Here is a 19,845-nt window from a genome sequence, read left to right on the forward strand (position 1 = left end):
GATGGTGATCTCCTCGGATGGGGAGGCTCCGGTCACTTCTCCCGTGGTTGGGTCAATCACCGCAACCGGTGGCTGGGGATCTGCAAAACTGAAGGTCCCGCCGGGTTCGCCCGTAAGGGTCACCACCGCTCCGTCACAGGTAGGGTCTACCGTAAAACTCGTGTCGGCAAATGGCTCGATGATCAGATAAAATACTGGGTCGGGGCTTACTGCGGGACAAGAAGGAGTTCCATTAGGCTGAACATTAACCCAAATAGGCGTAGAAGGCCCTGAAGCCGTATAAGGACTATCCAAGGCACCAGTACCTGAATCAGCATCAGCAAAACTAGAATGATAAGTCACAGTGAAATCATCTGGGTTTTGTGTCCCTAAAATGCCAGAAGTTTGTGATTCCAAATCAAAATCGGCTACACCGTCATTGCTTTCGTCATCACATTGAACCATATCCTCAACAGGATTAATAAATCCAGTCAAGGGAACAGTCACCGTAACATCATCCGTCACCACGACTGTTTCTCCATTGCAAATGTTATATGTTACTTGAGCGGTATAAGTTGTGGTTTGTGAAGGACATGCCTCAAATTCTGGATCTGTACTGACTACATTTCCATCAGAATCCAACCAAGCAAACTCTATAATACTATCGCCATTAGGCACAAATCTCCAGGCCTCCGATTGTCCTAAGGTCTCATCGACTTCCCATGGAGAATCTGAGGTTTGTCTACCGGGAGGCACATAGGCTTCTGTTCCCGCATTATTTTGAATTCCAACTACTGCCGCCCCTCCTTGCCAAGAATTACAAACAGGTTTATTCTTAATATATATATCTATAACATTTGTTGTTTCATAAAAAACAGCCATATGAGTTGCTTGCTGGGAATTACAACTGTACATATTTACATTGTAAAATGAAACAGCTAATACCCTATTTGGATAAGTCCCTATAACCTCCCATGCAATTTCATCTGAATTACTAGTAGCAGGATTAATGTCATGGCAAGGTGTAAAAACATTTGCCTCAGCAAGAGTTGCATTTGTGTTATTGGGTAAGTTTTGTGTAAAAGCCCAAGCATTTCCAGTATCAGACGGATCAACCTCAAACCTAATTACACCATTGGAACCAACCTGAAATTGCGTTTCTGTATCTCCAAAAAAACAGAAATCAAAAGGTAAAGTTCCAACTGCAGACCAAGCATCATCAATATTGGTGTTCATCGAATTTGATAAACCACTAAAAGGGAACGGCGGTGCATACACAATGGATTCGATATTATAAGTGTCTGTTTCACCAATATCCAAAAAATCAGCAAAAAGTGTTGTACACGTTTCTTCACATGTTAATTCCACATCATTACCTGCATCCACATAAGGATTCCCTGGTAAGGAGGCCCCTACAATAACTTGTATTGTTGGAGTATTGGAACTTTGACAACCCAAAGGATTTGTATCTGTTATAACCAGTGAAACCGTATAGATCCCACCTTCTGTGTATTCATGAGTGACTGTTTGGCCGGTTGCTGCATTACCATCATCAAAGGTCCAACTATAAGTTGCATCGGATCCATCTATGGAGAAAGTTCCAGAACCATTGAAAGTAACCGTTTCATTAAGATCTACAAATATGGTTCCGGATCCATCGCCGGAAGGAACAGTTGAATCTATACTCGCTGTTATATCTTGACACGGTGTTACACACGCAATATCAGCAGCAAAACCTAATGTAGCACCTGTAGCTGATCCTCCAGTACTATCAAATTCAATAGTAATACAACCAGAAGCGTTACTTGTAGAGGCCTCAATGGTACCAGGGCTACTAGCCGGACCACCACCAGAGTAAGTTCCTATTAACGGTGCCGTTGTGTCTTCCCCATCATAAATATACATGAATACCGAGTTCAACTGGGTACTAAATGCAGTAAAGTCCAACTGAATAAATTGTCCTGTTTCTTCGGGGCATATGGTTAAAACATAATTTTCATTCAAACTGTATCCTGAGGTTGAACCTCCTGAATCATATAACGTACCTGAACATTGGGTAAAGGTTCCATTTTGCATCAATATATCTTGGGACCAACCAACTACGGCAAAAAATAAACATAGGGAAATTGTAAATAAATACTTCATTTTCAATAGTAGCTATTTATTAATTAAATTGAGATAGAATAATGATAAACCAATTAGTATTGTCTATCCTATATGTGAGATTATACTTTTCATAAAAGGAAAAATTATACTTCAAAGGGTTAAAAGTTTCCTTTTTAGGATTAGCATCCCTTGTTAAGTTCTGAGTATAATTATTGAATAATGGTACCTCAGATAACAATGGGTAAGGTTTATCATTCCCTTGAGGATATTCAATAAACTGAACTCTATTTCTTAATATATTCTTTAGATCTTTTAAACGCTGTGGTTTGTTTAAGACCAACTCATCCAATCGATCCCCGTAAACTTCCTTTAACATTTTATACTCCTTATCTGTTAACGGATCTTCAACATTGGACTTAAAATTTACTGATTGAGTTAATTTGGGATTAGTTCTCTTACCCTGGCTATATCCACATTGGCATAAAAAGCCAACAAAAGCTGTCAGCATCAAAAGCTTAAGTTTCATTTTCATAGTTAATTTTTTCTTAAAAGAGCCTAAAAATAATAAAAAATTAAAACTACTCACGTTAATATTTCCTGCATTTTAATAATCTGTTAAGATTCCCGACGGTTCAAGGGGAAATTCTTATCTTTGCAAATTGAATTACTACCACTTTTAAGGAGCGATAATGAAATTTGATGAAAATATAGAAGAGTTTGAATCTATTGGAGATAACCACATAGGAACATCCCATGAAACACCTCTGAGAGTCGATGCTTTCAAACTCAGTAATGATGAAAAAATAGACATCATTAAGGATGATGTGAGACATATTATGGAGACCTTGGGATTAGATTTAACAGACGACAGTCTTAAAGGAACTCCTCTAAGAGTTGCTAAGATGTTTGTTAAGGAAATTTTTGGCGGTTTACACCCAAAAAGCAAACCAAGCGCTTCTACTTTCGACAACAAATACAAATATGGTGAAATGCTGGTTGAAAAAAACATTACCTTATATTCAACTTGTGAGCATCATTTACTTCCTATAGTAGGTAAAGCCCACGTAGCTTATATTTCAAATGGAAAGGTTGTTGGACTATCCAAAATGAACCGTATTGTAGATTACTATGCAAAAAGACCTCAAGTACAAGAACGTTTAACCATTCAAATTGTTAAAGAACTTCAAGAAGTTCTAAACACTCAAGACGTAGCCTGTGTAATTGATGCCAAACACCTTTGCGTCAACTCCAGAGGAATTAGAGACATAGAAAGCAGTACCGTTACGGCAGAATTTGGCGGTCGTTTTAAAGAAAAAGAAATTAGGAGAGAGTTTTTAGACTATATTCAGTTAGAAACTAAATTTTAATCACCCCCTACCTTTTATAACTCATGCATTTGTATCAAGAGCAGCCCATTAAAATTTACAATTCCCTTTCCGGAGAAAAAGAACTTTTCAAACCTATTAATGACGGCTATGTAGGCATGTATGTCTGCGGACCTACAGTATATAGCAATGTCCATTTAGGAAATGTTAGGACTTTTATGTCTTTTGATATGGTCTTTAGGTACCTTAAGCATTTGGGATATAAGGTAAGATATGTGCGAAATATTACAGATGCAGGTCACTTAGAAAACGATGCTGATGAAGGGGAAGACCGCATTGCTAAAAAAGCACGTTTAGAATCTATTGAACCAATGGAAGTGGTTCAGCGCTATACTGTAGATTTTCATAATATTCTGAATAAATTTAATTTTTTACCTCCTAGTATTGAACCTACAGCAACCGGACATATTATTGAACAAATTGAATTGATCAAAGATATTCTTCAAAATGGTTTTGCCTACGAAATTAACGGTTCGGTATATTTTGATGTCGTTAAGTTTAATGAAAGTCATGACTATGGTAAGCTAAGCAAGCGAAATCTTGAAGATATGATTCACAACACTCGTGAACTTGATGGTCAGAGTGATAAACGAAATCCTCAGGACTTTGCGCTGTGGAAAAAGGCAGAGCCTCAACATATCATGCGATGGCCTTCACCTTGGAGCGATGGATTTCCTGGCTGGCATCTAGAGTGTACTGCTATGAGCACAAAATACCTAGGAGAACATTTTGATATTCATGGAGGTGGCATGGATTTGAAGTTTCCTCATCATGAATGTGAAATTGCTCAAAATGAAGCTGCCAAAGGACAGTCACCTGTTAATTATTGGATGCATGCAAACATGCTTATCATGAATGGTAAGAAAATGGCCAAATCAACTGGCAACTTTATTCTACCAAATGAAATTTTCACAGGAGATAATGCCAATATAACCAAAGCTTTTTCTCCTTCAGTTGCTAGATTCTTTATGCTTCAAGCTCATTACAGAAGCGTTTTGGACTTTACAAATGACGGTTTATTAGCTAGTGAAAAAGGATTTAACCGTTTAATGGAAGCCATTAACCACTTGGATCATTTACCTGTTTCAACAACAAGTAGTATAGATCTACCAAGTTGGATTCAAAAATGTTATGATGCGATGAATGATGATTTCAATTCGCCCATTTTAATAGCAAATTTGTTTGAAGGGGTTAAATATATCAATCAAATAAAAGAAGGTAATGAATCGATAAGTCAAGAAGATTTAAACAGCTTTAAAAATACCATTCACACCTTTGTTTTTGATGTTCTGGGATTGTTACCTAGCCAATCCAGTTCTGATAATTCAGACGATAAACTGACAGGTACCGTTGAATTACTTATCAAGTTACGACAAGAAGCTCGAGCTAATAAGAACTTTGCGCTTTCAGACCAAATTAGGGACGAACTTACCTCTTTAGGAATTCAATTAAAAGACGGAAAAGAAGGCACTACATTTTCAACAAATTAAGCATATGAAAAACATCTTGATAAAACCGTTTATCTATTTGGTAAAGTTTTATCAAGGTGCCATTTCACCTCTATTCCCTGCTACTTGCAGATACCAGCCCACTTGCTCTCATTATACCATTGAAGCTTTACAAAAGCATGGTCTTTTAAAAGGCAGTTGGTTGGCAATTAAGAGGATTTTTAGTTGCCATCCTTGGGGAGGTAGTGGTTATGACCCAGTTCCTGAAAAGGATGACAAATAGCCCACGCGCCGGCTCGCCTGTTCTCTAAAAATGTACCCGTACATTTTCTTAACGTTCCAGCGCCTTAGGGAGGTAGTGGTTATGACCCAGTTCCTGAAAAAGACCAAAAAAAATAACGTATTGTTATAATTCTTTTATTTTTTCTCCGTGTTTCAATTGGCTATATTTACCCTTTAAAATTAAACTCTATGTTTTTACTTAAATTCGATTGGAATCCCGTCTCAGGAATTGATATTATCGGAAATTTCAAAATCCATTTTTATAGTGTCATGTGGATTATTGCCTTTCTTTTGGGATGGCAAATCATGAAACGAATTTTCATTCGAGAAAAAGTAAAACTTGAATATTTAGACCCTTTATTTCTTTATACGGTTCTAGCTACTTTAATAGGTGCCAGATTGGGTCATGTCTTATTTTATCAAGCCGAATTAATTAAGGAAGATTTCTTTAGCATTTTCCTTCCCTTCAGTTTTAAAAACGGGATCGAATTCACAGGGTTTCAAGGATTGGCAAGCCATGGAGCGGCCATTGGAATCATTACTGGCATGTATTTATACCGAAGAAAATACAAATATAAAACCCTAATGTGGATCTTGGACCGAATTGTTATACCTGTAGCAAGTGGCGCAATCTTTATTAGGATAGGTAACTTTATAAACTCTGAAATAATAGGTAAAATAACCGATTCACAATTAGGAGTCCGATTCATTCAGGATGAATACAGCAAATATGAAATTGTCAAATTAACAGGGATCAATAAGGTTCAAGAGGCTTATATGGCGGTAACAAACAACCCACAGTTTTCCAATCTATTGGAGGCTGTTCCTTATAGACATCCCGCTCAATTATATGAGTCCTTTTGTTACATTATTGTATTTTTAATTTTAGTGTGGGTTTACCTTAAAACCAATAAAGGACAACAAGAAGGATTCTTATTTGGCCTATTTTTAGTTTTCTTATGGACCGTTCGGTTCTTTGTTGAATTTGTCAAAGAGGCACAGGTTGACGAGCGTGCCACATGGGCTTTAAATACAGGTCAATGGTTAAGCATACCTTTTATTCTTTTAGGTTTCTATTTCATGTTTGTTTATAAACCAAAACACAAAGTTTCATAAAGCCATGAAATTAAAAAACGTGTCTTTATACTGTTTGCTAATGGGAGGTATTTTCAGCTTTTCATGTAAAGAAAAACCTGAACAAAATAATATTAAGCAAACACAGATCAATTTTAAGAAAGAAGGTGAATTAAAGCTATTTCAACAAAAGACAGATTCCATTGTAAAGCAATTGGATATTGAAATAGCCGATTCTGAATATGAAAGAGAAACAGGCTTGATGTACCGTCAATCTATGCGAGACAGTCAAGGAATGCTTTTTGTTTTTCAAGATTACAACCCAAGATGGTTCTACATGAAGAATACCCAAATTGCTTTGGATATTATTTATCTGGACAAAGACCAAAAGATTGTCAGTTTTCAAAAGAATGCCCAACCCATGAATGAAACCTCTTTACCCTCAAATAAACCGGCCATGTACGTATTGGAAGTAAATGCCGGTTTGTCTGATCAATGGGGCTTAAAAGTAGGCGATTCCATATCCTATATTAGAAATTAATTTATTTACACATATATAATAAAAAAAAGCCTTTCCAATTGGAAAGGCTTTTTAATTAAATCTATTTAGTTTTATATTTAAGCTTCTGCTGTTTCTTCAACAACTTCTTCTTTCTTTCTTAAACTTTCCTTAGCATCACCTTTTTTCACTGAATCATACATGATTGGTGTTGCAATAAACAAGGATGAATAGGTACCAACAACTACACCAACTATCAAGGCAAACATAAATCCTCTAATTGAATCACCTCCGAAGAAGAAAATAGCCAACAACACCACCAAGGTAGTAAGTGAGGTATTCAATGTTCTACTTAATGTACTGCTCAATGAAGAGTTAATTACCTTATGGAATGGCCAAGCTGTATGTTCATTGAAGAACTCTCTAATTCTGTCAAACACAACCACAGTATCATTCAATGAATAACCAATAACCGTTAAGATGGCGGCAATAAAAGCTTGGTCAATCTCCATGGAGAATGGCATAAACTTATAGGTTAAAGAGAACACCCCAAGAACAATAATCACATCATGGAAAACAGCCGCAACTGCCCCCAATGAGAATTGCCATCTCTTGAATCGTAACAAGATATAAAGGAAAACCACTAACAACGATCCTAAAACCGCCCAGAAAGACTCTTTCTTAAGATCATCTGCAATCGTTGGACTTACTTTATAATATTTCATTAAACCAACTGTCTTATGCTCATTGTCACTGATGAAATCATCATAACTAGCATCTCCTAAATATGGTTGTAATTCAGTGTAAAGTGATTTTCTAATCTCTTCATCAACTTCAGCTCCTGTTTCGTCAACTTTATATTTGGTAGTTATTTTTAATTGATTTGCGTTACCAAAAGTTTTGGCATCTGCACTTCCAAAGAAATCATTTAAAGTCTTAGAAATCTCTGAAGAGCTAACTGCTTGTGGGAAACGAACTTGATACGTTCTACCTCCAACGAAATCAACTCCTTGATCCAAACCATTTGTAAACAAAGAACCTAAGCTTATTACTAGTAAAGCTCCTGATAAAATGTAAGCCACCTTACGCTTCTTCAAGAAATTAATATTGATATTTCTAAATAAGTTTTTAGTAACACCGGTTGAGAACGTTAAGGTTCCTCCTCTATTCACATACCAATCTACTATCAATCTTGTAATGAAAATAGCAGTAAACAATGATGTACCAATACCAATTAATAAGGTAGTAGCAAATCCTTTAATTGGTCCTGTACCAAATACAAATAAGATTAAGGCCGTTAAACCAGTTGTAATGTTAGCATCTAAAATAGAAGATAAAGCATTACTAAACCCGTCTTGAATGGCTTCTTTTTGTCCTTTACCTTTTTCAAGTTCCTCACGGATTCTTTCAAAGATAAGTACGTTAGCATCTACAGACATACCAATTGTCAAAACGATACCCGCAATACCTGGCAAAGTTAACACTGCTCCTAATCCTGAAAGAACTCCAAAGATTAAAAGTATGTTGAACAGCATAGCGATATCAGCAAATAAACCACCTTTTCCGTAATAAACGATCATCCATAATAGAACCAAGGCCAATGCAATTGCAAATGATAACTGACCGCTATCAATAGCCTCTTGCCCTAAAGATGGTCCTACTACTTCACTTTGAATAATATCTGCTGATGCTGGCAACTTACCTGCACGTAAAACGTTAGCTAAGTCGGTTGCCTCATTAAGAGTGAAATCTCCAGAGATTTGAGAGTTCCCTCCAGAAATAGCCCCAGTGGTTACACCTGGTGCAGAATAGACAACGTTATCAAGAACGATGGCAATTTGACTTTGTTGTTGGTAAGCAACACCGGTCATTTCTTCCCAAATTTTAGCTCCTTTGCTATTCATTTGCATAGAAACAACTGGCTTACCTGTTGGACCATATTCTTGACGAGCATCTGTAATTACAGCTCCACTTAGAGGAGGCATGTTATCACGGTTTCCTGCTAAAGCATACAATTCAACTATTTCACTATCGGTATCAGGTTTTCCAAAGGCAAATTTCACATATCTAAAATCTGCAGGCAACAAAGCTCTTACTTGAGGCATATTCAAGTATTCTTCCATAGTTCCCTTATCCTTAGTAGCAAATTGAGCTACTACCGGACCACCTTGGTAACCAAATCCTTTGATTAATTTTCCAATAGGGTTGTTATCATTGACAGCTGTTGAATCTGGATCGTCTCCTAAAAGATCTGCAATTTTATCATCTTGGGTAGTATCGGTTGCAACTGTAGAATCGGCTTGCTTTTCAGCATCCTTCTCAGTTTCCATGTCTTTCAACAATTCATTAGCATCACTAAGGAAGTTCAAAAATTGATCTCCCCTGTAAGCATCCCAAAATTCTAATTGAGCTGTACTTTGTAATAGTTTTGTTGCACGCTCTACATCCTTAACACCAGGCAACTCCACTAGAATTCTTCCAGAATTCCCTAAACGTTGAATGTTTGGTGATGTTACACCAAATTCATCGATACGCTTACGTAATACTTCAAATGCAGATACAATGGATTCATCAACCTTTCTTTCGATAATTGGTTGCACCTCACTGTCGGACATATCAAAAGTAATCTCCTCACTTAAGGTTCTATTTCCAAAAATATCAGGAGACGCTAATTTTTTATCTCCTTTGATTTCGTCAAAGGCAATAAAGAAATCTTCTACAAAGGTGTTTTGACTAGTTACTTGCGCTTCTGAAGCATTATCCAATGCTTGATTGAAAGTGGCGTCTTTAGAGTAATTTGCAAGTCCTTTCAAAATGTCTTTCACAGACACTTGTAAAATAACGTTAACCCCACCTTTTAGGTCCAGACCTAAATTCATGGAGTTGTCCTTAACTTGGTTATAGGTATAATCGGCTACACCTAAACTGAATACTTTTTCGTTGGAAATAGAATCTAAAAACTGACGTTCTTTTGCCGCATCTCCACTGGCATAAGCCCTTGCTTCATCTTCAATACTATTTGCTTTAAATGTAAAGGAAAGCTGGTAAATACTTACCAAGCCGAACAAAATTGCAAACAGTTTTACTAGTCCTTTGTTCTGCATTATCTATTATATTAATTAGTTTATTTTAGTTTTTTAACGTTATTTTTAAAAACGAGCAAATATATGATTTACACAATGAATACCCAATAGAATTTAATATTTTGTAAAAAAAAAGAGCGACCATATAGTCGCTCTTTTTTTTATCTGAAATTCCATCCTATTAATTCTGTGGATTTGGAACTTGAAGTTCTGTATATCCCTCTGGAATTGTCATGTCAAATTTATCATCAGAAACCTCTTCTTTTCTTAATTCTTTAATTTCATAAGTCAAGGTAATTTCAGCTTCTGGTTGATTCATTTTCATAACCATATATAAAGGAAAACCTTCCAGTTTTGAACCATAACCGGAAAACTGTTCAGAAACTGCTTGAATTTTATCTGTCACAAAATACTCTGAAGTCATTTTCATGCCTCCTTCTTCAATTGTCACAAAATATTGTTGACATTCATAGCCTAAAACAGTTTTAGTTTCAGTCCCTTTTTCTACGGTCATTTTATCTAAATCTTCCTGTGTAGGCGCTATATCCTTTTTAGAATACATCTTGCCTCCCATGTTATTCATCAACAATAACATCTTTTTGGCTTTAGCATCAATGATGGTAATCGTTTCACCAGCCATTAAATTATTAGATTCAGACCGTGTTTTGTCCCCCTTAAAATAAGTGGTTGTAGTCATATCACCCATCATCGCCAATTGCCCTTGAACTTCTGCATTGTTGCTTGACATGGTCATACTGCCCACGGCTACACCTTCATCAAAACTTTCTTGAGAAAATACGGAAAGATGAATAGATAATAAAAATAGAAAAACGAATCTTTTCATAAATTCAGACCAATTAAACATCTAATAAACCATTTGTTTTACTCACACCTTCGGCACTGGTAAACATCTGTTGCTTTTCTTCTTCAGACAATTCAATTTCAACTACTTTTTCAATTCCTTTTCTACCTAAAACAACTGGAACACCGATACAAAGATCATTTAATCCATATTCACCTTCCAACAAGGTAGAACAAGGGAAAATTTTCTTTTGGTCACAAGCAATAGCTTGTACCAAAGCGCTTACAGCTGCTCCTGGAGCATACCACGCAGAAGTTCCTAAAAGCTTGGTTAAAGTAGCTCCACCAACTTTGGTATCTTCTTTCACCTGGTCCAATCTTTCTTCTGAAATAAATTCGGTAACAGGCACAGAATTTCTAGTAGCTAAACGGGTTAATGGAACCATGCCCACATCACTGTGACCACCAATTACCATTCCGTCAACATCACTAATTGGAGCTCCTAAAGCTTCTGCCAATCTGTATTTAAATCTAGCTGAATCTAAAGCTCCACCCATTCCTATAATTCTGTGTTTTGGCAAACCTGAAGTTTTGTGAGCCAAATACGTCATAGTATCCATAGGATTACTTACTACAATCAAAATGGTATCTGGAGATTGCTCAATTAGGTTTGAAGTTACACTTTGAACAATTCCGGCATTGATTCCAATCAATTCTTCTCTAGTCATTCCAGGTTTACGGGGAATACCAGAAGTAATAACACAGATATCACTACCTGCAGTCTTGGTGTAATCGTTTGTTACACCCGTAATTTTTGTATCAAAACCATTCAAAGAGGCTGTTTGCATTAAATCCATTGCTTTACCTTCAGCATATCCTTCTTTGATATCCAATAAAACAACTTCTGAAGCAAAATTTTTAATCGCAATATATTCGGCACAACTAGCCCCTACTGCTCCTGCTCCAACTACTGTAACTTTCATGTATTTAATTTTTTAAGATTTGTAAATAATTCCCACAAATTTAAAACTTTTCGAGCAATATGGATTCCAGATTTAAGGAAATATAAAATCAAACACAAACTTTTTTAACTTCAAACGATTGAAGTTTTTAGAACTCAAAATTCAAAGGGTGTATGAAAAAAGGAAAGTTATAATTTGGCCTTATAAATTATAATTGATACCAACTATTAAGTTGGTGAATTTACCGAAAGTGATCATTGAGTTAAATGAAAAATCATGGAATCGATAGTCTACTCCTAAATCGGCCTTGAACATTGATTTACTGTCAGCCAGATTTTCCAAAGCACTATTTAGAGTCTCTAGTAAACCTTCTCCTTCTCCGCCCATAGTATACTTAAAACTACTTGATGTCAAACCCAAAGCCGATGAAATAGTCCAATTGCTAAATTCCTTTGAAGCTAAAAGATTAAAAGCCCAGGATTTCCCGTCTACAGAAATGGTATTTAAGGAACCCAAAGGAGTACTTACGGCAGAAAATGTATTACTTACGGAATAGTTTGAATATGAAACTAAGGCAGCCAAATTAAAAGTAGGCTCTGCATTACTTTTTTGAAACCATTGATTCAGATTATGCTGCAATCCAAAACCTAAAATTTGATAATCGGTCTTTTTAATCTTGATTTCTGGAGAATACCTAACAATCACTGTAGTTCCTTTCCAAAGTCCCATTGACACTTGTAATTGGGCATGTTTCACATTGGATTCATTCAATCCTTCAGGAGAGTCAAATTCAAAGGTGTAATCTCCGATATGTCCTTCCAAAGGCACAAAATCATCTCCTCCAAGTGCAGTTGGAGAATAAGCTGTGGTTTCGTCGCCTTGAATGGTTAAATTGTAAAGTTGGGATTCGTCAATTAAAAAAGAATCATACTTAGAGTTGACAAACAACATGTTTCCTTGAAGAGAAAACTCAAAATCCCATAAGTCTTTTGCTTTAGCCGATGTGTACCAACCTCCTGAAGATTGGTACACTGCAGCCTCTGCAGCTGGAGTCACATATTGCTCTGATAGGAACACCAAATCCTGTGTCACTCCAACTAAATCCTCAATTTGTGCAAACACAGTCGAGGAAATAAATATAAAGAATAAAGATAGTCTATACATCAATATTCGCGTAGATGGCATTCTTCTCAATGAATTCTCTACGAGGTGGTACATCATCACCCATTAACATAGAAAAAATGCGATCTGCCTCACTACCGTTATCAATATTTACTTGTCGAAGGGTTCTAAATTCAGGATTCATGGTTGTATCCCATAACTGCTCTGCATTCATCTCTCCAAGACCTTTGTAACGTTGAACGCTTACACTTCCTCCAAACTCTTCTGCAATACCATCACGCTCCTTATCATTCCAAGCGTAACGTTTTTTATTACCTTTTTTAACCAAATACAAAGGAGGCGTTGCGATATAGACGTGTCCGTTTTCAATCAATTCCTTCATATATCTAAAGAAGAACGTTAAGATTAAAGTAGCAATGTGGCTACCATCAATATCCGCATCACACATAATAACGATTTTGTGATAACGTAATTTGGTAAGATTTAAAGCTTTACTATCTTCTTCGGTTCCAATGGTCACCCCTAAAGCCGTAAAAATATTTTTAATCTCTTCATTTTCAAACACCTTATGCTGCATCGCCTTCTCCACATTCAAAATTTTACCACGTAGCGGTAAGATTGCTTGAAAGTTTCTATCACGTCCTTGTTTTGCAGTTCCACCTGCAGAATCACCCTCTACAAGGAACACCTCACATTTTGCAGGGTCTTGCTCGGAGCAATCACTTAATTTTCCTGGTAGACCACCAATGCTCATCACCGTTTTACGCTGAACCATTTCACGGGCCTTTTGGGCCGCATGACGCGCTTGGGCCGCCAAGATTACTTTTTGAACAATAATTTTAGCATCATCTGGATGCTCTTCCAAATAATCGGTTAGCATTTCAGAAACCGCTTGACTTACGGATGCCGAAACTTCTCGGTTACCTAATTTGGTTTTGGTTTGTCCCTCAAACTGAGGTTCCGCAACTTTAACCGATACGATTGCCGTTAATCCTTCTCTAAAGTCGTCTCCTGAAATTTCAAACTTCAGTTTATCTAACATTCCAGATTCATCAGCATATTTCTTTAAGGTATGTGTTAAACCTCTACGGAAACCGGATAAGTGAGTCCCTCCTTCATGAGTATTAATATTATTTACATAAGAGTGTAAATTTTCAGCATAGGACGTATTATACACCATGGCCACCTCAACAGGAATACCATTTTTCTCTCCTTCAAAAGCAATTACATCCTTCATGATAGGCTCTCTTGTTCCGTCTAAATACTTCACAAACTCAGTCAACCCCTCTTCAGAATAAAATATTTCACCTTCAAATTCACCATCCTTATCAGTCGCTCTTCTATCTGTCAATACAATGGTGATTCCCTTATTCAAATAAGCCAATTCACGCATTCTACTAGCTAAAGTATCATAACTGTATTCTAACGTTTGTTGGAAGATTTGTGGATCTGGTTTAAAACTTACAATGGTTCCTCTTTCCTCAGTTTCTCCAATCGGTTTTACTGGATAAAGTGATTTTCCACGTTCATATTCTTGTTCCCAAATTTGACCATCTCTATAAACTGTTGCTCTTAAATGTTCTGATAGCGCATTCACACAACTCACACCAACACCATGTAAACCTCCAGAGACCTTGTAGGAATCTTTATCAAATTTACCCCCAGCTCCAATTTTGGTCATAACTACTTCAAGAGCAGATATTCCTTCCTTTTTATGAAGATCAACAGGAATACCACGACCATTATCCTCTACGGTAATGGAATTATCCTCATTAATGGTCACTTTTATTCGATCGCAATGACCTGCCAAAGCTTCGTCAATGGAGTTGTCCACCACCTCATAAACCAAATGGTGAAGCCCTCTTACACCAACATCACCAATATACATGGAAGGACGCATTCTTACGTGCTCCATCCCTTCTAATGCCTGAATACTATCGGCGGAATACTGCTTTTTAGCTTCTTCGCTCATAAAATATATTTTAGTTATTTAGCTGTTTTAATTCAATGATCTGAACCAGAAAAAACTTGTTCTTTAACCATAAAAAAATGCACTCAGTGCATCTAGGTTCAGACTTTCAAATATACGAATTAAAAGCCCCTTTTAAAAGCATTTGAGATACTTTACCATTAAATTATCAACAATTGTTAATTTCCAGAAAACCTCTTAAAACCGCTAAAAAGTACCTTAAATTGAATTTTACCCACTTTTAACATTTCCAGCAAACTTGATAAAATGACAAAATCCCGCATAAGCGGGATTCTGAAAAATAAAGAAAGGAATTAAAACAACAAAAAACAACTTTTAATAGGCATCGGCGTGCACTTTTGACACAGCCCTACCAGATGGCTCATTCATATTTTTAAAGGCTTCGTCCCATTCCAAAGCAATTTTAGTACTACACGCAACACTTGGCTCTTGAGGTACACACATAGCTGCAGCATCACTTGGGAAATGATCAGCAAAGATGGAACGATAATAAAATTCTTCTTTGGATGTAGGTGTTTGAATTGGAAATTTATATTTGGCATTCGCCAATTGCTCATCTGATACAACATCATTAACAACCTGCTTCAAGGTATCAATCCAACTGTATCCTACACCATCACTAAATTGCTCTTTTTGTCTCCAAGCAACACTCTCGGGCAAATAACTTTCAAATGCTTTTCTAATGACCCATTTCTCCATACGTTCGCCATTAATCATTTTATCTTGAGGATTAATGCTCATAGCTACATCCATAAATTCCTTATCTAAAAATGGAACCCTTCCTTCAATACCCCAAGCCGCTAAACTTTTATTAGCCCTAAGACAATCATACATATGCAATTTACTAAGTTTCCTAACAGTCTCTTCATGGAACTCTTTGGCATTTGGCGCCTTATGGAAATAAAGATATCCACCGAACAATTCATCAGCTCCTTCTCCAGACAAAACCATCTTGATCCCCATAGATTTAATCACTCGGGCCATAAGATACATCGGGGTACTGGCACGTACAGTAGTAATATCATATGTTTCAAGGTTGTAAATTACATCTCGAATAGCATCCAAGCCTTCTTGGATTGTGAATTTAATTTCATGATGTATGGTTCCAATATGGTCTGCAACCTTTCTAGCGGCTGCCAAATCAGGCGACCCTTCCAAGCCAACAGAAAAGGAATGCAATTGCGGCCACCAAGCATCAGCCACGTCTCCACTTTCGATTCTTTTCTGGGAAAACTTTTTAGCAATAGCCGAAGTAACCGAAGAATCCAATCCGCCACTTAGCAATACCCCGTAAGGTACATCACTCATCAATTGTCTGTGTACCGCATCTTCAAGCGCTTGTCTTAACTTTTCGATACTAGTTTCATTTTCCTTAACAGCATCAAAATCCACCCAATCTCTTTTATACCATTGAACCATTTCACCATCCCTACTATGTAAATAGTGTCCCGGAGGAAACAACTCAATTTTTGCGCAATAGGTTTCCAGTGCTTTTAATTCTGAAGCGACATAAAAAGTTCCATTTTCATCCCACCCTATATATAATGGTATTATTCCCATATGGTCTCGGGCAACGAAATATTCATCCTTCTCCACATCATAAATAGCAAATCCAAAAATGCCATTCATTTCATCAATAAAGTCAACGCCCTTTTCTTTATATAAAGCCAAAATCACTTCACAATCACTCTCCGTCTGAAACTCATAATCTCCTTCAAACTGTTTTCTTAACTCTCTGTGGTTATATATCTCTCCATTAGCCGCTAAAACCAAACTTTTATCATGAGAAAAAAGAGGTTGCTTTCCTGAAGCTGGATCTACAATCGCTAACCGCTCATGAGCCATTATAGCCTTATCATTATCAAAGATTCCACTCCAATCTGGACCACGATGACGAATTTTTTTAGACATCTCCAATACTTGAGATCTTAAAACCTCAGACTTCTGCTTTAAATCAAACGCACATACAATTCCACACATATTTTTAAAACTTAGTATTAATAACGAAGCAAATATGCGTTTATAGTTTCATTTTAAAAACACTAAATATATTTTTAATTTCAATTATAAACTTTAAATTATAAAACAATATTAATTTAAAACAATTCATCCTCTTTTTGGAAGATCTAGTTAACTTTTCATATCATTTTTTCAAAAAATTCGTTTAATTGGATAGATGATTTTATCTTTAAGTCTTTAAAAAATTGTACAATGAAAAAACACCTATTAAAAACCTCTCTATTTATTTTTTGCTTTTCGCTTTTTTCTGTGGGAACCAGCGCCCAAGATTTTAAAGATTTGGACGTAAGTCCCATGGATGCGGCAGCATACCCTTCGAGTCACAACGAGCCAAACAAACTTGTAAAAGTTATTTATAGCAGACCTCAACTAAGAGGAAGAACCGTGGAATCCCTAACTCCTTTTGAAAAGGTTTGGAGAACTGGAGCCAATGAAGCCACAGAAATCACTTTCTATAAAGATGCTTTCTTTGGGGGAAAAGCCATAAAAAAAGGAACTTACTCTTTATTTTCCATTCCAGGTGAGAAAGAATGGGTCTTTATCATCAATAAAGACATTGATGTTTGGGGCGCTTATAGCTACAATGAAGAAAAAGATGTCGTGAGATGTTCTGCCCCTGTGAGTTCATCTGAGGATTACCTTGAACCTTTTTCCATTGCATTTGCAGACGATGGAAGCATGTATGTGGGATGGGGAAATTTAAGAGTTATTGTCCCGGTAAAAGAGCAACCAAAACCTGAACAAGTAGAAGATTAAGAAAATAGAAAAGCCTTGAATTATCAAGGCTTTTTTTATTACGGAATATTTAAATACTTATGTGTTTGAAGTGACACTTTCCATTTAGGGTTATTCATAACATAATCCACAATCAGTGGAATCACCTTATCACGCTTACTCCATTCTGGTTGTAAGTACAAAATACAATTTTCGGAAACCTGAGCTGCCTGCTCTTCGGCAAACCGCAAATCATCTTTGTTATAAACGATCACTTTTAACTCATGAGCTTTCTCATAAACTTCTTTGGTAGGAAGCTTCATTTTTTTAGGTGACAAGCATATCCAATCCCACTCACCTGTCAAAGGGTATGCCCCGGAAGTTTCAATATGAATCCTTAGTCCTTTATTCTTTAATTGTCGGGTGATAGGACCCATATCCCAAGTTAATGGCTCACCTCCTGTGATTACAATTGTATCACTGTACTTTGAAGCATTCTCCACTATTGTTGTAATTTCTGTAGGTGGATGCAATTCTGCATTCCAACTTTCTTTGACATCACACCAATGGCATCCCACATCACAACCTCCAACTCTTATAAAATAAGCCGCTGTACCCTTGTAAAATCCTTCTCCCTGAATGGTATAAAATTCTTCCATAAGAGGTAACATTTCACCTCTTTCTACCAATGCTTGCATCTCTTTTTTCATCGGCGCAAAGATAACCAATAACCCATTAGCCACTAGATATATTAGAAATATTTTACAGGTTTTAAATGATAAAAACCCATTATCACCCATTTTAAACTTGATTAAAATTGTACTACTTTTATAAAAATTTTCAAGGATGGAAAGACAAGAACGTTTTTTTAATTTTATTCAAGAGGGTAACGCCTGCAAAGGAGATTTTATCACCGTTGGTTCGGCCATGTTAGATGGAGAAACCATAAAAAATGCATTTGTCAACATCCCTTTAAAAACCATGAATCGTCATGGACTGATTGCCGGAGCTACAGGCACAGGAAAAACAAAATCCCTTCAAGTCTTAGCAGAAAATTTGAGTGATAAAGGCATTCCTGTACTTTTAATGGATATTAAAGGTGATTTAAGCGGTTTGGCCAAACCAAGTCCTGGACATGCAAAAATCGATGAACGACATGAGCAAATAGGTTTGCATTTCACTCCAAAATCATTTCCTGTTGAAGTTATGTCACTTTCCGAACAAGGTGGCGTAAGATTGAGAGCTACCATTAGCGAATTTGGCCCTGTTCTTATATCAAGGATCCTTGGTGTTACTGAAACTCAAGCTGGAATCATATCGGTTATTTTCAAATATTGTGATGACAACAAGCTGCCTTTACTGGATTTAAAAGACTTTAAAAAAATCCTTCAATATGCCACAAATGAAGGAAAGGATGAATTCCAAGAATCCTACGGTAGAATTTCAACTGCTTCTACTGGTGCCATTTTAAGAAAGATTATTGAAATTGAACAACAGGGCGGCGATCTATTTTTTGGAGAAAAATCTTTTGACACGCAAGATCTCTTGAGAATAAATGACCAGGGTCAAGGCTACATCAATATCATTAGATTAACAGATATCCAAGACAGGCCTAAACTTTTCTCAACATTTATGTTGAGCCTTTTGGCAGAAATTTATTCGACCTTTCCAGAACAAGGTGACTCAGGAAGACCTGAGTTGGTCATCTTTATAGATGAAGCCCATTTGATTTTCAATGAAGCATCAGATGCCTTACTTGATCAAATAGAAAGCATAGTCAAACTAATTAGAAGTAAAGGAGTTGGTTTATATTTTGTTACCCAAAATCCAACCGATGTTCCAGAAGCCGTTTTGAGTCAACTAGGATTGAAGGTACAACATGCCTTAAGAGCTTTTACGGCTAAAGACAGAAAAGCTATCAAACTAACTGCTCAAAATTATCCAGACTCAGAATATTATGATACTGTTGGCGTTCTCACCTCACTAGGAACTGGAGAAGCCTTGGTTTCTGCACTGGATGAAAAAGGTCGTCCAACACCATTGGCTGCCACCATGATGAGAGCTCCAATGAGCAGAATGGACATCCTTACTGAAAAAGAATTAAACACACTCTTAAGCGAATCTAAACTGGTATCCAAATACAATGAGACCATAGATCGCCAAAGCGCCTATGAAATGTTGCTGGAGAAGATTGAAAAAGCTGAACTAGAAGAGACTAAAAGAAAAGCCAAAGAAGAAAAGGAAAAATTTGAAAAGGCAAAAACGAGAAAATCCTATTCATCAAACAACAGGCAAAATCCGATTGTAAAAGTACTTACCAGTCCTACAGTAATAAGAAGCGTATTAGGCATTTTAGGAAAAATGATTAAATAATATATCTA

General features: G+C 36.6%; 16 protein-coding genes. 7 read left to right on the forward strand and 9 right to left on the reverse strand.

Going from position 1 to position 19,845, the window contains the following annotated elements; all coding sequences use genetic code 11:
- Window positions 1–2,124 (reverse strand): PKD domain-containing protein (locus ZA07_RS02395; protein WP_157492036.1); only part of this gene is annotated, 2,124 nt, incomplete at its 3' end.
- A 19-nt stretch (window positions 2,125–2,143) separates the two neighbouring features.
- The gene (locus tag ZA07_RS02400) at window positions 2,144–2,611 is read right to left on the reverse strand and encodes a hypothetical protein (RefSeq protein ID WP_157492037.1); all 468 of its coding nucleotides are present in this window, start codon (window positions 2,609–2,611) and stop codon (window positions 2,144–2,146) included.
- 163 nt (window positions 2,612–2,774) lie between these two features.
- Between ZA07_RS02400 and folE the strand changes: the two genes are divergently transcribed.
- From folE to ZA07_RS02425, 5 genes are all read left to right on the forward strand, one after another.
- Window positions 2,775–3,452, forward strand: coding sequence for a GTP cyclohydrolase I FolE (folE, locus tag ZA07_RS02405; RefSeq protein WP_053970140.1), 678 nt, complete (start codon window positions 2,775–2,777; stop codon window positions 3,450–3,452).
- A 23-nt stretch (window positions 3,453–3,475) separates the two neighbouring features.
- Window positions 3,476–4,960: a cysteine--tRNA ligase gene (cysS, locus tag ZA07_RS02410; protein ID WP_053970141.1), complete on the forward strand. Its 1,485-nt coding sequence runs from the start codon at window positions 3,476–3,478 to the stop codon at window positions 4,958–4,960.
- Between the two features lie 4 nt (window positions 4,961–4,964).
- Entirely contained in the window at window positions 4,965–5,201 is a 237-nt protein-coding gene (gene yidD / locus ZA07_RS02415) for a membrane protein insertion efficiency factor YidD (protein WP_053970142.1), read from the forward strand.
- A gap of 188 nt (window positions 5,202–5,389) precedes the next feature.
- The gene (gene lgt / locus ZA07_RS02420) at window positions 5,390–6,316 is read left to right on the forward strand and encodes a prolipoprotein diacylglyceryl transferase (protein WP_053970143.1); all 927 of its coding nucleotides are present in this window, start codon (window positions 5,390–5,392) and stop codon (window positions 6,314–6,316) included.
- 4 nt (window positions 6,317–6,320) lie between these two features.
- A complete protein-coding gene (locus tag ZA07_RS02425) occupies window positions 6,321–6,815 on the forward strand; it encodes a DUF192 domain-containing protein (RefSeq protein WP_053970388.1) in 495 nt (164 codons plus the stop codon).
- 77 nt (window positions 6,816–6,892) lie between these two features.
- On the opposite strand, the gene secDF is transcribed toward ZA07_RS02425, so the two are convergent.
- The 6 genes from secDF to asnB form a co-directional block, all read right to left on the reverse strand.
- Window positions 6,893–9,877: a protein translocase subunit SecDF gene (secDF, locus tag ZA07_RS02430; RefSeq protein WP_053970144.1), complete on the reverse strand. Its 2,985-nt coding sequence runs from the start codon at window positions 9,875–9,877 to the stop codon at window positions 6,893–6,895.
- A 160-nt stretch (window positions 9,878–10,037) separates the two neighbouring features.
- Complete coding sequence (locus tag ZA07_RS02435) at window positions 10,038–10,700, reverse strand: hypothetical protein (protein WP_053970389.1); 663 nt, start codon at window positions 10,698–10,700, stop codon at window positions 10,038–10,040.
- Window positions 10,701–10,713: 13 nt separating this feature from the next.
- Window positions 10,714–11,640: a malate dehydrogenase gene (gene mdh / locus ZA07_RS02440; RefSeq protein ID WP_053970145.1), complete on the reverse strand. Its 927-nt coding sequence runs from the start codon at window positions 11,638–11,640 to the stop codon at window positions 10,714–10,716.
- A 180-nt stretch (window positions 11,641–11,820) separates the two neighbouring features.
- A complete protein-coding gene (locus ZA07_RS02445) occupies window positions 11,821–12,783 on the reverse strand; it encodes a DUF6588 family protein (RefSeq protein WP_157492038.1) in 963 nt (320 codons plus the stop codon).
- Window positions 12,776–14,713, reverse strand: a complete 1,938-nt coding sequence (gene gyrB / locus ZA07_RS02450; protein WP_053970147.1) for a DNA topoisomerase (ATP-hydrolyzing) subunit B — start codon at window positions 14,711–14,713, stop codon at window positions 12,776–12,778. Before gyrB ends, ZA07_RS02445 begins: the two co-directional genes overlap by 8 nt.
- A gap of 333 nt (window positions 14,714–15,046) precedes the next feature.
- A complete protein-coding gene (gene asnB, locus ZA07_RS02455) occupies window positions 15,047–16,711 on the reverse strand; it encodes an asparagine synthase B (RefSeq protein WP_053970148.1) in 1,665 nt (554 codons plus the stop codon).
- Between the two features lie 231 nt (window positions 16,712–16,942).
- On the opposite strand from asnB, the gene ZA07_RS02460 reads away from it, so the two are divergent.
- Entirely contained in the window at window positions 16,943–17,506 is a 564-nt protein-coding gene (locus tag ZA07_RS02460; RefSeq protein WP_053970149.1) for a DUF2911 domain-containing protein, read from the forward strand.
- Window positions 17,507–17,544: 38 nt separating this feature from the next.
- Here ZA07_RS02460 and ZA07_RS02465 read toward each other — a convergent pair whose 3' ends face one another.
- Window positions 17,545–18,174 carry a 7-carboxy-7-deazaguanine synthase QueE gene (locus ZA07_RS02465; protein ID WP_053970390.1) on the reverse strand — a complete coding sequence of 210 codons (630 nt, stop codon included), beginning with the start codon at window positions 18,172–18,174 and terminating at the stop codon, window positions 17,545–17,547.
- Window positions 18,175–18,310: 136 nt separating this feature from the next.
- On the opposite strand from ZA07_RS02465, the gene ZA07_RS02470 reads away from it, so the two are divergent.
- On the forward strand, window positions 18,311–19,837 hold the full coding sequence (locus ZA07_RS02470) for a helicase HerA-like domain-containing protein (protein ID WP_053970150.1): 1,527 nt from the start codon (window positions 18,311–18,313) through the stop codon (window positions 19,835–19,837).
- Window positions 19,838–19,845: the final 8 nt, after the last annotated feature.

The sequence above is a fragment of the Mangrovimonas sp. ST2L15 genome (assembly GCF_001280515.1).
GTDB classification, from domain to species: Bacteria; Bacteroidota; Bacteroidia; order Flavobacteriales; family Flavobacteriaceae; genus Mangrovimonas; species Mangrovimonas futianensis.